Annotated in this window: 13 protein-coding genes; 8 read left to right on the top strand and 5 right to left on the bottom strand. The window is 64.1% G+C overall.

Features of this window, described 5'->3' with window-relative positions:
• Nucleotides 1–3 precede the first annotated feature (3 nt).
• From T5B8_RS05585 to T5B8_RS05575, 3 genes are read left to right on the top strand one after another with little or no spacing between them, the layout of a single operon-like run.
• Nucleotides 4–303, top strand: coding sequence for a hypothetical protein (locus tag T5B8_RS05585; RefSeq protein WP_293623923.1), 300 nt, complete (start codon nucleotides 4–6; stop codon nucleotides 301–303).
• Nucleotides 304–363: 60 nt separating this feature from the next.
• On the top strand, nucleotides 364–1,080 hold the full coding sequence (locus tag T5B8_RS05580; RefSeq protein WP_293623922.1) for a hypothetical protein: 717 nt from the start codon (nucleotides 364–366) through the stop codon (nucleotides 1,078–1,080).
• Nucleotides 1,077–2,237, top strand: coding sequence for a sulfotransferase (locus tag T5B8_RS05575; protein ID WP_293623921.1), 1,161 nt, complete (start codon nucleotides 1,077–1,079; stop codon nucleotides 2,235–2,237). Before T5B8_RS05580 ends, T5B8_RS05575 begins: the two co-directional genes overlap by 4 nt.
• Nucleotides 2,238–2,316: 79 nt before the next feature.
• Here T5B8_RS05575 and T5B8_RS05570 read toward each other — a convergent pair whose 3' ends face one another.
• Both T5B8_RS05570 and T5B8_RS05565 read right to left on the bottom strand, forming a co-directional pair.
• On the bottom strand, nucleotides 2,317–2,724 hold the full coding sequence (locus tag T5B8_RS05570) for a GlcG/HbpS family heme-binding protein (RefSeq protein ID WP_293623920.1): 408 nt from the start codon (nucleotides 2,722–2,724) through the stop codon (nucleotides 2,317–2,319).
• A 133-nt stretch (nucleotides 2,725–2,857) separates the two neighbouring features.
• Nucleotides 2,858–4,552, bottom strand: coding sequence for an L-lactate permease (locus T5B8_RS05565; RefSeq protein WP_293623919.1), 1,695 nt, complete (start codon nucleotides 4,550–4,552; stop codon nucleotides 2,858–2,860).
• A 433-nt stretch (nucleotides 4,553–4,985) separates the two neighbouring features.
• On the opposite strand from T5B8_RS05565, the gene T5B8_RS05560 reads away from it, so the two are divergent.
• The 5 genes from T5B8_RS05560 to T5B8_RS05540 all read left to right on the top strand — a co-directional run bounded on the left by T5B8_RS05560 (nucleotide 4,986) and on the right by T5B8_RS05540 (nucleotide 10,685).
• Nucleotides 4,986–6,194, top strand: coding sequence for a cyclic di-GMP phosphodiesterase (locus T5B8_RS05560; protein WP_293623918.1), 1,209 nt, complete (start codon nucleotides 4,986–4,988; stop codon nucleotides 6,192–6,194).
• 114 nt (nucleotides 6,195–6,308) lie between these two features.
• A complete protein-coding gene (locus tag T5B8_RS05555; RefSeq protein WP_293623917.1) occupies nucleotides 6,309–7,109 on the top strand; it encodes an IclR family transcriptional regulator domain-containing protein in 801 nt (266 codons plus the stop codon).
• Between the two features lie 520 nt (nucleotides 7,110–7,629).
• Entirely contained in the window at nucleotides 7,630–8,838 is a 1,209-nt protein-coding gene (pcaF, locus tag T5B8_RS05550; RefSeq protein WP_293623916.1) for a 3-oxoadipyl-CoA thiolase, read from the top strand.
• A 17-nt stretch (nucleotides 8,839–8,855) separates the two neighbouring features.
• Nucleotides 8,856–9,707 (top strand): alpha/beta fold hydrolase, encoded by an 852-nt coding sequence (locus tag T5B8_RS05545; RefSeq protein WP_293623915.1) that lies wholly within the window; start codon nucleotides 8,856–8,858, stop codon nucleotides 9,705–9,707.
• A gap of 42 nt (nucleotides 9,708–9,749) precedes the next feature.
• On the top strand, nucleotides 9,750–10,685 hold the full coding sequence (locus T5B8_RS05540) for a LysR substrate-binding domain-containing protein (RefSeq protein WP_293623914.1): 936 nt from the start codon (nucleotides 9,750–9,752) through the stop codon (nucleotides 10,683–10,685).
• Between the two features lie 56 nt (nucleotides 10,686–10,741).
• Here T5B8_RS05540 and T5B8_RS05535 read toward each other — a convergent pair whose 3' ends face one another.
• The 3 genes from T5B8_RS05535 to T5B8_RS05525 all read right to left on the bottom strand — a co-directional run bounded on the left by T5B8_RS05535 (nucleotide 10,742) and on the right by T5B8_RS05525 (nucleotide 13,243).
• The gene (locus T5B8_RS05535; RefSeq protein ID WP_293623913.1) at nucleotides 10,742–11,746 is read right to left on the bottom strand and encodes an Ldh family oxidoreductase; all 1,005 of its coding nucleotides are present in this window, start codon (nucleotides 11,744–11,746) and stop codon (nucleotides 10,742–10,744) included.
• Between the two features lie 134 nt (nucleotides 11,747–11,880).
• Nucleotides 11,881–12,708, bottom strand: a complete 828-nt coding sequence (nadE, locus tag T5B8_RS05530) for an NAD(+) synthase (protein ID WP_293623912.1) — start codon at nucleotides 12,706–12,708, stop codon at nucleotides 11,881–11,883.
• 22 nt (nucleotides 12,709–12,730) lie between these two features.
• Entirely contained in the window at nucleotides 12,731–13,243 is a 513-nt protein-coding gene (locus tag T5B8_RS05525) for a CinA family protein (RefSeq protein ID WP_293623911.1), read from the bottom strand.
• Nucleotides 13,244–13,418 lie beyond the last annotated feature (175 nt).

Raw genomic sequence — 13,418 nt, 5'->3', positions numbered from 1 at the left:
GTCATGGATAAGCACGAAACCCGTACCCCAACCGCACCGCTGCTGCGCTCGAGCCTGGCGATCGCACTCATGCTCGCCCCGTTCGCCGCCGCCCAGGCCTATGTCGGGCCCGGCGCGGGCCTGAGTCTACTGGGCGCGCTCTGGGGCGTGGTGGCCGCCATCGGTGCCGCGTTGCTGTTCGTCGTGTTGTGGCCAATACGGCGCATGCGCCGTCGCAAGAAAGCCGAGGCCGCGGCCCGCAGCGAACAACCCACCGCGTCGACGCACGGCAACGAAGCCGGCAACGGCCCGAGCCGCTCTTAGCCATCGCGATGGCCCGGCCGCGCGAAGGCGGTCGGGCCACGACGAAAAGGACAGCACAGGATGGGTCTATTCGATCTACCGGCACCGTTGTTCAACGGCCTGGATGCCGCCATGGCGAGCTTTATGCCCGCCGCCCTGCGTCTGGCGGTCTGGGCCGTTCTGGGCTCGGTGCTGACCATGTTTTTATACAAGCTGTGTTCGCCGCAGGCACGTATCGGCCAGGCCAAGCGCGATGCCAAGGCCGCACGCCAGCGCCTGAACGCATTCGATGGTGATTTCGCCGATGCCGGGCCGTTGATCAAGAAGCAGTTCACGACCGCGTTCCGCCATGTCGGGCTCGTCGTGCCGGGCACGCTACTGGCGATTCTGCCGTTACTGGCCCTGTTGCTCTGGGCCGAAACCCATTACGGCCATACGCTGCCCGCGCCTGGCCAGGCACCGGCGATCACGACCGTTCCCGAAGGCGTGGCCACGCACTGGGACGATCGGACCCAGCCGGCAAAAATCAGCGTCGGCGACGCGGGCGCGCCGATCGCGCAATTCGATATGACCGCGCCGGTGGGCATCGTCACCAAACAGCCCTGGTGGCACTGGCTGGCCGAGAACCCGCTTGGCTATCTGCCCGAGGACGCGCCGGTCGAACAGATTCGTATCGATCTGCCCGTATTGGAGGTCATCCCCTTCGGCCCGGCCTGGATGCATTCCTGGCTGTTCGTATTCATTCCGGTGATGTTCATCGTCTCACTCGCGATCTACAAATGGGCGAAAATCGAATGAGCACGATCCCACAGACAAACGACACGGCGCGCACCGCGCGCTCGCAGCCCAGCGAAGCCGCCATTGCCGGCTTTGCCGTGCCCACCTGGATGCACCGCGTGGGCGGCTGGCAGCATCGGCATCCGCGTGCTGCCATCAAGCTGGGCAATTTCGATACCCGCATGGCCGCCGAGGCGATCGAGGACATCTCGATCGTGGCCCCGATCTATGTCGCCGGGCTCGCGCGTTCGGGTACGACCATCCTGCTCGAACTGCTGGCCGAGCACCCGCAGGTGGCGACCCACCGCTATCGGGATTTTCCGCCGGTTTTCACGCCCTGGCTGTGGGATCGCTGGCTGGCGCGGGTACCGCAGAACGCCGAAACCGCCACCGAACGCGCGCATGGCGACGGCATCGCGGTGACCTCACAAAGCCCGGAAGCCTTCGAGGAAGTGCTTTGGATGGCGTTTTTCGAGCATATCCACGATAGCGCGCATAGCAGCGTGCTCGATGCCGATACCCGCAATCCCGAGTTCGAACAGTTCTATCGCGACCATATTCGCAAGCTGCTGGCGATTCGCGGGCGTGCGCGTTATGCCGCCAAGGGCAATTACAACCTGATGCGGCTGCAATATCTGCAATCGATTTTTGCCGATGCACGGTTTGTGCTGCCGGTACGCGATCCGGTCTGGCATATCGCCTCGCTGATGAAACAGCAGACCCTGTTCGAAGCCGGCGAGACCGCGCATCCGCGTGCGCTGGAACATATGCGCCGTGTCGGCCATTTCGAGTTCGGCCTCGACCGACGCCCGATCCATACCGGCGACGACGACACGATCGACCATATCCGTCAGCTCTGGGCCGACGGTGAGGAAGTCGAGGGCTGGGCGCGCTACTGGGCGATGATCTATGCCGATGTCGATGCACGCCTTGCCCGCGATCCACAACTCGCAGACGCGGCGCTGATCATTCGCTATGAAGATTTATGTGGCGATTCGCGCGCCGTGCTCGAACGCTTCTATGCGCATTGCGGGCTGAATATCGACGCCCACGCCCTCGAACGCGCGGCCGAGCGCCTGCGCCTGCCGGGCTATTACAAACCGGCCTTCAGCGATGCCGAATTACGCCTGATCCACGATATAACCGGGCCGGTGGCGGCACGGTATGGCTATCGCTGACCCGCGCGGGCACCAACCGCGGGCATAAAAAAGGCGCGGGCCGCAGCCCACGCCTTGTATCGTAGCGCGTCCCGCGTGATCAGCCGGTGACCGAGGCCACACCCGCCTTGGCGGTCTGTGCGTCCTGATCGGGCTTGACGCCGGATACGCCGACCGCGCCAGCAAGCTGGCCGTCGACCATGACCGGCACGCCGCCCGTCATCGTCGCCTTGAGTTCCGGCACCGATAGAAACGCCGCACGGCCGCCGTTGATCATGTCTTCGAATGCCTGGGTTTCCTTGCCACCCAGTGCCGCGCTGCGCGCTTTTTCGGTCGCCACATAGCTGCCCATCGGCGCACAGCCATCAAGGCGGCGCAGTGCCACAAGATGGCCGCCGTCGTCGACGACCGCGATCGCCACGTTCCAGCCCTGGCTCTCGGCTTCCTTCTGAGCCGCATCGAGAATGGCGTGGGCATCGTCGAGGGTGATAACGGATTTCTGTTTCATGGGCATATCCCGATAATTAAATGGATGTTGTTACGGCCACTACTATAAACGCTGTATTCAAGCGCTCGGCGAACGGCGTGACAAACGAAAACGGCCCGCCGGAGCGGGCCGTTCTCTCTCGCCGGTCGACGATCTAGTTCATCAAGCCGTCGACCACGCCGATGCCATAGAACGCGATCAGACCGATCACGCCACTGAGCAGGCAGTAGTAGAGCGTGGGCAACAGCGTCTTGCGCAGGGTCGTGCCTTCACGCCCGAGCAGCCCGACCGTAGCCGAAGCCGCGACCACGTTGTGGATCGCGATCATGTTGCCGGCAGCCGCACCGACGGCCTGCAGCGCCACCATCATCGCGGTCGACAGTCCCAGCGTGGCGGCCACGTTGAACTGGAAGTCGCTAAGCATGAGGTTCGACACCGTATTCGAACCGGCGATGAAGGCACCCAGGGCACCCACGGCCGGCGCGAACAACGGATAGATATGACCCACGCCGTCGGCCACCAGTTGGGCCATGGCCACCGGCATCGACACCAGATCCGAACCGTTCACGCCCGAGTTGATGAGAATACGCACCATCGGAATCGTGAAGATGAGCACGAAACCAGCGCCGAGAATCGTGTTGGTGGATTCCTTGAACGCCGCGCCCATGGCGCCACCACGCATGCGGTGCAGGAAGAATGTGATCAGCACGGCCATACAGATGATGCCACCGGGCAGATACAACGGCTGAATCGAACCCGAAATACCCGCCTGACCGAGGATATCGCTCCAGCTGATCGCCACGGCCTTGAGCGCGTTGGTGATCGGCTCCACGGTGCGCGAAATCACCAGCAGAATCGCCAGCAATACATACGGCGCCCAGCCCATCGTGGGCGTGAGCGGCGTGCGCCCGGCCACGTGATCGGCCTTGATCTCCATGTTGCCGACCCATTCGGCCGGCCACTGGCTCTCATTCGGAAAATCCCAGGGCTGGGACGGAATCAGAAAACCGCGGCGGGCCGCCGGTACCACGATCGCCAGGCCCACCATGGCACCGATCATGGACGGAAACTCAGGTCCCAGAAAGATGCCGGCCAGCGCATAGGGCACGACGAAGCTCACCCCGGCGAATAGCGCGAACGGCGCGACTTCCAGACCGTCGCTCCAGGACTTGCGCTCACCGAAGAAACGGGCCATGACCGTCACCATGATCAACGGCATGAGAATGCCGCAGATCGCATGGGTGATGGACACTTCGGAGGTAATCAGCTGGAAATAGCTGGCCCAGTCCGAGCCGTTGGCCGTCAGCTGCTCGGAAATCTGATCCTTGTGCAGCCCGCCAGCCACGCCGACGATGATCGGCGTGCCCACCGCGCCAAAGGAGACCGGCGTGGACTGAATCATCATGCCCACAACCACCGCCGCCAGCGCCGGGAAACCCAACGCCACCATCAGCGGCGCGGCGACCGCGGCCGGGGTACCAAAACCCGAAGCGCCTTCGATAAAGCAGCCGAACAGCCAGGCGACGATGATCGCCTGAATACGCCGATCCGGACTGATGCCGGAAAAGCCATTACGAATCGCCGCGATACCGCCGGAATGCTTGAGCGTATTGAGCAGCAGGATCGCGCCGAAGATGATCCACAGAATTGAGATCGTGAGCATCAGCCCCTGCAGGCTGGAGGCCACCACCCGGGTGACACTCATATCCCAGGCCAGCAAGGCGATGAGCACGGTCACGATGAACACCACCGGCATCGCGGTGCGCGCCTGAAACCTGAAACCAATCAACAACACGCCGGCCAGCACCAGCGGGACGAACGCGAGCAGCGACATCGTCAAAGAAACCATGCACCTATCCCCTGCAAAAGTAATACGAGATGCACGCGCCGGCCGACTGTTCACCCCCGGCGCGAGACAGCTGCCAAGCTAATCATGTTGTTCGTGAAACGACAATTCATTATCGCCGAGCACCGCCATCGCATAGCCCGCCCCGCGAGCGGCTTGGGATCGTCATGCCCGCCGGGCCGCTTTCCGGCTGGGCTTTTGGCGTGTTCGGCCGCAACACGCAGACCGCACAATCGTTCGGCACATAAGACCAATTGACGATTCAGCCTCGCCCTGTCGCGAGCCAAACCTGCGCAGACCAGCCGGATACCCGGCCAAGCTGCCGGGTCACCGGCGCAAAGTGCTTTCACCACGGCAAGATAGGCCGATACAGCGTCGCAAGAAGGCTTGCGAGCGCCTAGAATGGCGTGATCGCCGATCGAGGTTTCGTCCCTGCATGCTGCGTTATGCCAAAAAGATACCGGTCACGGAGCTGGAACCCGGCATGTACGTGGAGGCACTGGATCGTCCCTGGCTGGAAACGGACTATCCGCTCGAAGGTGTGCATATCAAATCGCGCGCCGATATCGAACGCCTGAGCCGTCAGGTCGAATATGTCTATATCTCGGCGCCACCGAAGCCCAATCGCATCCCGCTGCCGGCACGCCCTGAGCCGGCCGGCTTCTCCCGGCGCGGGCTCGCGCCGGCCGCGGTCTACAGCCGGTCGCCCCAGAGTTTCAGCGCCGAGCTCGCCCAGGCACGACTCATTCGCGAACAGGCCCGGGATTTCGTGCGCTCGATCCAGGCCGATGCCCGCGCCGGTCATGCCGTGGACGAAGGCGATGCACGCGAACTCGTGGTGCAGATGATGGCCAGCGTATCGCGCAATCCGGATGCATTGGTGTGGTTCACCAATCTCAAGAATCGCGACGAGTACACGGCGCTGCACAGCATGAACGTGTGCATGCTCTCGGTTGCGCTGGCCACGACCATGGGCGAGCCCGAAACCGAGGTCGAGGAAATGGGCGTGGGCGCTCTCTTGCACGATATCGGCAAGATGAAGGTGCCGATGGACATCCTCCATAAGCCCGCGCGTCTGTCGACCGCGGAATTCGAGGTGATCAAGCAGCACCCGCAATATGGTGTGCAACTGCTCGAACAGGGCTCACAGCTGTCGCGCGATAGCCTGCGCATCGTACTCGAGCACCACGAGCGCATGAACGGTCGTGGCTATCCCGGCGGTCTGAAAGGCGACGAGATTTCGTACTACGCCCAGATCGTGGCGATCGCCGATGTGTACGACGCCATGACCAGCGACCGTGTCTATCAGCAAAGCCGTTCGCCCGGCGAAGTGATGAAGCTCATGAGCCGCAGCCAGGGTGACTTCAACCCGGCGCTGCTGGACCGATTCGTACACACGCTCGGCGCCTATCCGGTCGGCAGCCTGATCGAACTCAACACCGGCGAAGTCGGCTTTGTCGTGCCCGGCGATCCCGGCCAGAAACGGCCGCTGATGCTGGTGGTGCTCGACCACCGAAAGCGCCGTTATTTCCCACAGCGCGTGCGCGATCTCAATCGCTTCCCCAATTTCCGTATCGTGCGCACGCTGGCCAATGGCGCGTACGGTGTGGATATCGACGACTACGCCTCGGCCTGGAGCGGATAAGCCCCGACCCGTACCTGCGCCAAATAATTGACACAATAGGCCATGTTCGCGATGCGAACAGGTGTTTTCGTTGCTACACTCGGATCATCTATTCCCGAGCGACCGACCTGACACGTGCCAGCCGATTCCAGTGACGACAACCCGACCGGGCTCGCCCCCGACCACCGCGACTTCGTAACCGCGCTGGCCACCGGCCTGGAGGTGATTCGCGCATTCGATACCGATCACCCGCGCATGACGCTCAGCGAAGTCGCCACGCGCACCGGCATGAACCGCGCCAAAGCACGCCGCTTTCTGCTCACCTTGCATGGGCTTGGCTATGTCCGACGCCAGGCGCGTTATTTCGAGCTGGCGCCGAAAACGCTCGAACTCGGCTATGCGTTTCTTTCGGCCAATAATTACCAGCACGTGATCCGCCAGCACCTGGAACACGTCACGCAAGAAACGGGCGAATCCTCGTCGATGGGCGTGCTCCAGGGCGCGAACGTGATCTATGTTGCCCGTTCGGCGGCCCCGCATCGGTTGATGACGATCGCCCTTGCGGTAGGCACCCAGCTCCCGGCCGCCGCAACCTCCATGGGGCGCATGCTGCTGGCGACACTCGATCGCCCGCAACTGGAGGCCGTGCTCGCCGATCTCGAACTCACCGCCTATACGCCGTGTACGATCACCGATATCGACGCGCTACGCGTCGAAGTCGACACGGCACGGGAACAGGGGTTCTGTATCGTCGATCAAGAGCTCGAATCCGGGCTGCGTTCGCTGGCCGTGCCGGTCTACAACATGCACGGCCTGTTACTGGGCGCGATCAATATCAGCACCAATGCAGCGCGCGTGGAACGCAAGACGCTCGAGGAACGCTTTCTGCCGTTACTCCAGCACACCTGCGAGCAAATCGCCCGCCAGGTCAGCTAGCCCACCGAAAACGGCGCAATCAGCGCCGCGGCGTTCGAAGCCGCGGCGCTCGCGATAGGTTCGATCGGGCGCGGCACTGCCGCTGACACCGGCAAGCGGGCTGTCCCTTTCCTCACCCAGGCGCGCCAACGACCGCCGCGCCTTATCAGACATCCATGTTGGCACGCCCGCGCTTGCCGCCGACAAGGCGCGTCACAGCCAAGCATGCTCGGGGCGAACACTTACGCCCCTCAGCCGGACGCGATGTGAACATAGGGCGCGTGCCGCCTGAACGGGCGGCGAAGCTCTCCCGCGTTGACGCCGGCACAGCACAACGATTAGGTTATTCGCAATGCAAACGCACGTTCGCAAAGCGAACCACAGGTCTGATTGAGCCTGCGGTCGCGCGAGCGCCCTCGTGCGCGTGGCACGTCGACAGCCTGCCGTTGCGCCTGGATGCGGCGCGGGCCGGCGTACCACTGCCCGCGCGGTGCTTGCGCGCGTACGTCTTTATTCGAATAGATCACAACGAGAATCGAACATGTCCAACGCCGTCTATCTCTGTCATCCCGCGCGTACCGCCGTCGGCCGCTTTGGCGGCACCCTGGCCAGCGTACGTCCGGACGATATGCTCGCGCATATCATCAAGGCCGTGATCGCCCAGACGCCGAGTCTCGACCCGGCCGCGATCGACGATGTTCTCATCGGCTGCGCCAACCAGGCCGGCGAAGACAACCGCAATGTCGCGCGCATGAGCAGCCTGCTGGCCGGGCTACCCACCAGCGTGCCCGGTTCGACCATCAATCGTCTGTGTGGCTCGAGCATGGATGCGATCGGCACCGCGGCCCGCGCCATCCGTGCCGGCGAAACGAAACTGATGCTCGCCGGCGGCGTGGAATCCATGTCGCGCGCGCCGTACGTGCTGGCCAAGGCCGAATCCGCCTACAGCCGTCAGCAGATTCTCGAAGACACCACCATCGGCTGGCGCTTCGTCAATCCGCTCATGAAGCAGTGGTACGGCATCGACTCGATGCCCGAAACCGGCGAGAACGTCTCCGAGCAGTACAAGGTCTCCCGCGAGGATCAGGACGCCTTTGCCCTGCGTTCACAGCAAAAAGCCGAAGCCGCGCGCCAGGCGGGGCGTCTGGCCGAGGAAATCACGCCGATCGAGATCCCGCAGCGCAAGGCCGACCCGATCGTGTTCGATACCGACGAACACCCGCGTGCCAGCACCACCCTGGAAAAACTGGCCAAGCTGCCGACCCCGTTTCGTAACAACGGCACCGTAACCGCAGGCAACGCTTCGGGCGTGAACGACGGCGCCGGCGCACTGCTGGTGGCCGGCGAGGATGCGATCAAGCAGTTCGACCTGCAGCCCAAGGCCCGTATTCTGGGCATGGCCACGGCCGGGGTTGAGCCACGCATCATGGGCATGGGCCCCGTCCATGCCTCGCGCAAGCTTCTCGATCGTCTCGGTCTGTCGATCGACCAAATGGACATCATCGAGCTCAACGAAGCCTTTGCCAGCCAATCGCTGGCCTGCCTGCGCGAACTGGGCGTACCCGACGATGCCCCGCATGTGAACCCCAACGGCGGCGCGATCGCCATCGGCCATCCGCTGGGCATGTCCGGCGTACGTATCGTCAGTGCCGCGCTGCATGAAATGGCGCGTACCGATGCCCGCTATGCGTTGTGCACGATGTGTATCGGTGTCGGTCAGGGCATCGCCACCGTCATCGAACGGGTATAACCATAGCGAGGCCCGACATGGCATTTGTCGAATGCAACGGCCGCACCATCGGCTACGACGATAGCGGCGAAGCCGACCTGCCGGCGATGCTGTTTGCCCACCCGCTGGGCATGTCGCGTCAGGTCTGGACCGAGGTGACGACACGGCTACGCGGTCGCTGGCGCTGTATCGCCTGGGATCTGCCCGGTCACGGCAATAGCGCGCCCGTTGCCCACGCGCTCAGCGCGCATGATCTGGCCGCCGATGCACAGGCCGTGCTGGCGCATCTGCACATCGAGCGCTGTACCTTCGTGGGCACTTCGATTGGCGGGGTGATCGGCCAAGCCCTGCTGCTCGATGCCCCGACGCTATTGTCTTGCATGGTGCTTACCAACACCGGTGCGATCATCGGCCAGCCCGAGGCCTGGCATACACGCGCTGCGCGCGTTCGCGACGAAGGGCTCGCACAGATCGCGCCCGAACTCTCGCAGCGCTGGTTCGCCGACACCTACAAGCAGGCCCGACCCGCCGGTCTGGCGGGCTGGACCATCCAGCTCGCACGTACCGACAATGAAAGCTATGCACGGCTATGCGAACTACTCGCGGAAACCGATTTTCGCGGCCAACTCGCGGGCGTCGAGGCCCCGGTACAACTCATCGCCGGCGCCGAAGACCCCGCCACCCCGGTTACCACCCTGCGGGCACTGGCCGAAGAACTGGACGGCGCGCCCCTGATCACACTCGATCACGTCGCCCATGTGCCGTCGATCGAAGATGGCGCGGCGTTTACCGAGGCTCTGTACAGCGCCTGTCAGGGCGAGGCATTCCCTACGCCGCCGCGATCCAAGCGGGCCCGCGAAACCGGCTCGGGCGTGGCCGACCCGCGCTAAGCGTATCGTGTATCGATAACCGCCGATCGAGGGCAAGCCATCATGATTCATTCACCGATCAAGCTGCGTCACCTGGTAACGTTTCAGCAGGTCGCACGGCTTGGACGAATCAAGGCCGCAGCCGAAGCCCTGTCGATCACCCAACCCGGCATCTCGAAAACGATACGCGAGCTCGAAGACAGCCTGGGCGTCAAGCTGTTCGAACGACTGCCACGCGGCGTTCGCCTGACCCCGGCCGGTCGTACCCTGCTGCGCCATGCCGCACCCGCGCTGCGCTCGCTGGAAGAAGGCATCGATGCCATCCGCGAGGACAATGCCGAGAGCGTGATACGCCTGGGCGCGCTGTCCAATGTCGAAGGCGGCCTGCTCCCCGAGGTCCTGCAGGCACTGCACCAGCGCCACCCGCATCTGTGCGTGCAAGTGGATACCGGCACCGGTGCCGGACTGCTGGCGCGACTGCGGCTGGGCGAGCTGGATCTGGTGCTGGGCCGGCTCAGCGAAGCCGAAGAAATTCGCGACCTGGCGTTCGAGCACCTCTATCACGAACCGATGATCGCGGTGGTGCGTCGCGATCATCCCTTGCTCCAGTCGAGCGCCGACCCGCCGCGCGCCGGCAACGCCATCATGGACTATCCCTGGGTGGTCCCGCCGCGTGGCACGACCCTGCGCGAACAGCTCGAACGTTACTGGGTCGAGCGCGCGGCCACCCCGGCCCGTCTGGTCATCGAAACCCTGTCCCTGGCCTTGTGCAGCCGCTATGTACTGCGCTCGGACGCCGTCTGGATCACGCCACTGGATACCGTGCGCGAACCGCTTGCCGCCGGCACCATGGTGCGGCTTGCCGAGGCGATCGAAGCACGCGGCGGCTCGGTTGGCTATGCGGTGAACACCAGCCAGCCCATGCCGCGCGCAATCCAGTGTTTTCGGGCCTGTCTGCGCGAGATCGCCGCCGGCTACGGTATCCCCGCTCCGACGTAACAGGCGACGACTTGTTGCGGGTCGTGAGCGTCACCGTCACGCCAGATGACCGACCGTCAGGCCAGCGCCCGCAATTCCTGCACCAACGCCGCGTTCAGGGTGACATAGCCGTTGGCGTAGCTGCGTTCGCGTGCCGCGCGACGACGCTGTGACGGTAGCCGCGCGCCCTGTTCGATAAACCCTGCGAACAGGCGCTCGGCACCCTCGGCATCGATGGCGCCGCCAAACACCCGGGCATCCAGGGCGAGCACGAGTTCGCCGTGATACGGCGGCGCGCCGCGGCCCGCGTCCCAGGCCTGCGACTGGGCGCTGGTGAGATCACCGATCAACGGCCCGGCCAACAGTTCGATCATCGTCGCCAGCGCCGAGCCCTTGTGGCCGCCGAAGGTCTGCATCGCGCCGGCGAGCGCGGCCTCGGCATCGCGCGTCGGCTGGCCTTGGCCGTCCAGCGCCCAGCCCGGCTCCAGCGGCTCGTGGCTGCGATGACGCAGTTCGATTTCGCCGCGCGCGACGGCACTGGTGGCGAAATCGAAGACATAGGCCGGTGCATTGGCACGCGGCCAGGCAAACGCCAGCGGGTTGGTGCCCAGCAGGCCACGAATGCCGCCATGCGGCGCCACCCAGCTGTGGCTGGGCGTCATCGCCAGACCGACCAGCCCCTGTTCGGCGATACGTTCGACCTCCGGCCAGAGCGCAGTGAAGTGAAAGCAGTGATTGATCGCCATCGCGGCCAGGCCGTTCTGGCGCGCTTTCGCAACCAGGCTCGGCAGCCCCCGTTCGAAGGCCAATGGCGAAAAACCGCCGTGGGCATCCACCTTGACGATCGCCGGCGCCTGATCGTGAACCGTGGGCAGGGTATCGCCGGCCACCACGCCCTGTTCGCGCGCCGCGACCATGCCCAGCAGCCGATACAAGCCGTGCGACTGACATTCGTCGTACTGGGCACGTACAAGCAGATCGGCTATCGCCGCGACATGCGCGGGCGCAAAGCCATTGCCCTCGAGCACCTGCCGGGCCAGGGTGTCGACCTCGTCAAGGCCCAGTTCGACCGTATCGGACATCGTGTTTTCGTACAGGGATTCGGGACGCGGAGTCTAGCGCGTCAGGCGCGCCGCGGCGACGCGTGCCGAGGCCCGAACCGGCGATCGCCGGCTGCGGGGCCTTTGGCCGGAGATCATCGAAACGCGCTACGCCATCAGGGGGCAGCGGGCAGCGCGCGTTTGTGCGCCGTGGCCTCGTAGGCTTCGACGATGGTACGAAACGCCTGCTCGCTGACGTCGCCGCCCTCGAGAAAGGTGTCGATCTCATCGTAACTCACGCCAAAGACCTCTTCATCCGGGCGCTGTGGCTGGAGCGACTCGAGGTCCGCGGTCGGCTGTTTGTGTACCAACGCATTGGGCGCATCCAGGATTTCGCCCAATGCGCGCACCTGGCGCTTATTCAGACCAAACAACGGCGTGACATCGGCCGCGCCGTCGCCGAATTTGGTGAAAAAGCCCATCACAGCTTCGGCGGCCTGATCGGTGCCCACCACCAGGCCCTGATGTCGGCTGGCGATCGCGTACTGAACGACCATGCGCTGACGTGCCTTGACGTTACCCAGCACGAAGTCCTCCTGATGCGCGTCGTCGAAGTTCAGTTCGCTATTTTCGAGCGCTTGGCGCATACCGCGCGTGGGCGCTTCGATATTGACGTCGAGCACTTCGTCGGGCCGGATGAAATCGATCGCCGTCTGCGCGTCGTCGGCATCGTCCTGCTCACCGTGCGGCAGGCGCACTGCATAAAAACGCGCATCGGCACCCGCTGCCCGGGCGCGTTCGACGGCCAACTGGCTCAGACGCCCACCGATGGTGGAATCGACCCCGCCACTGATGCCAAGCACGAGGGCCTTCAACCCGTTATCGCGCAGATAGCTGGCAAGAAAATCGATACGGCGTTCGACTTCCTGTTCGCCGTCGATGCGAGGGGAGACATCCAGCGCCTCGATGATGTCGCGTTGGGTCGTTCGCGTGTGCGTATCCATGGGCTACTCCTTGGTTGTCCGGCTATGCCGCCGAGGGGTTGTGTCCGGAAAAGACTTCGTCGAAATAAAACACCAGCCGCTGCAACCCGTAGTGCGCTGCGCCGCGCCGTACATCGTTGCGTTCGCCTTCGAAATAGCGGGTCTCGGTAAAGCGGTGAATGGTATCGCCGCGACGAATCGCCCAGGCCATGCAGACAGTGCCCGGCGGCAGCCCGTTCGGCCCGGGGGCCGGCCCGGCAATACCCGTATTGGCGACGGCCGCATTCGCGTCATTGTTATCGATCGCGCCCGCGACCATGGCATCGGCCACCGCTTCGCTGGTGAGTCCGTGTTCGTCGATCAATTCATAATCGACGTCCAGATACCGATTTTTGGCCTGCGGCGAATAGACCGCCAGGCCACAGTCGATCGCCTGGCCGCTGCCGGGCACGCGGGCGAGTTCCGACACGATCAGCCCGGCGGTACAGGATTCGGCGCTCGCGAGCTTGATCTCGTTGCGCAGCAAAAAGTTGGCAATGTCCTCGATACGGTCCATGGCGAGACTCCGAGTCGGGCCGCTTTCAAATAGAGCGATACACGCTATACGCCGGCCGGGCCTGTCGTCCGTCCGTGCTTTTGACTAGATACGGAGTCCATGACGATGAGCCCTGGCCTGATGACGCACCGCCCGACCGAGGACCCGACCACGCGATCTTGGCTCGGGCCCAGGT

Origin of the sequence: Salinisphaera sp. T5B8 (assembly GCF_040361255.1) — a bacterium.
In the GTDB taxonomy this organism is placed as follows: Bacteria; Pseudomonadota; Gammaproteobacteria; order Nevskiales; family Salinisphaeraceae; genus Salinisphaera.
Note: the sequence above shows the minus strand (reverse complement) of the source record. Positions and strands in the feature narration are given on the sequence as shown.

Bases quoted from the DNA above. Each gene is read 5' to 3' on its own strand.
- T5B8_RS05585 (WP_293623923.1), top strand. From the start codon at position 4: ATGGATAAGCACGAAACCCGTACCCCAACCGCACCGCTGCTGCGCTCG.
- T5B8_RS05580 (WP_293623922.1), top strand. From the start codon at position 364: ATGGGTCTATTCGATCTACCGGCACCGTTGTTCAACGGCCTGGATGCC.
- T5B8_RS05575 (WP_293623921.1), top strand. From the start codon at position 1,077: ATGAGCACGATCCCACAGACAAACGACACGGCGCGCACCGCGCGCTCG.
- T5B8_RS05570 (WP_293623920.1), bottom strand. From the start codon at position 2,724: ATGAAACAGAAATCCGTTATCACCCTCGACGATGCCCACGCCATTCTC.
- T5B8_RS05565 (WP_293623919.1), bottom strand. From the start codon at position 4,552: ATGGTTTCTTTGACGATGTCGCTGCTCGCGTTCGTCCCGCTGGTGCTG.
- T5B8_RS05560 (WP_293623918.1), top strand. From the start codon at position 4,986: ATGCTGCGTTATGCCAAAAAGATACCGGTCACGGAGCTGGAACCCGGC.
- pcaF (WP_293623916.1), top strand. From the start codon at position 7,630: ATGTCCAACGCCGTCTATCTCTGTCATCCCGCGCGTACCGCCGTCGGC.
- T5B8_RS05545 (WP_293623915.1), top strand. From the start codon at position 8,856: ATGGCATTTGTCGAATGCAACGGCCGCACCATCGGCTACGACGATAGC.
- T5B8_RS05540 (WP_293623914.1), top strand. From the start codon at position 9,750: ATGATTCATTCACCGATCAAGCTGCGTCACCTGGTAACGTTTCAGCAG.
- T5B8_RS05535 (WP_293623913.1), bottom strand. From the start codon at position 11,746: ATGTCCGATACGGTCGAACTGGGCCTTGACGAGGTCGACACCCTGGCC.
- nadE (WP_293623912.1), bottom strand. From the start codon at position 12,708: ATGGATACGCACACGCGAACGACCCAACGCGACATCATCGAGGCGCTG.
- T5B8_RS05525 (WP_293623911.1), bottom strand. From the start codon at position 13,243: ATGGACCGTATCGAGGACATTGCCAACTTTTTGCTGCGCAACGAGATC.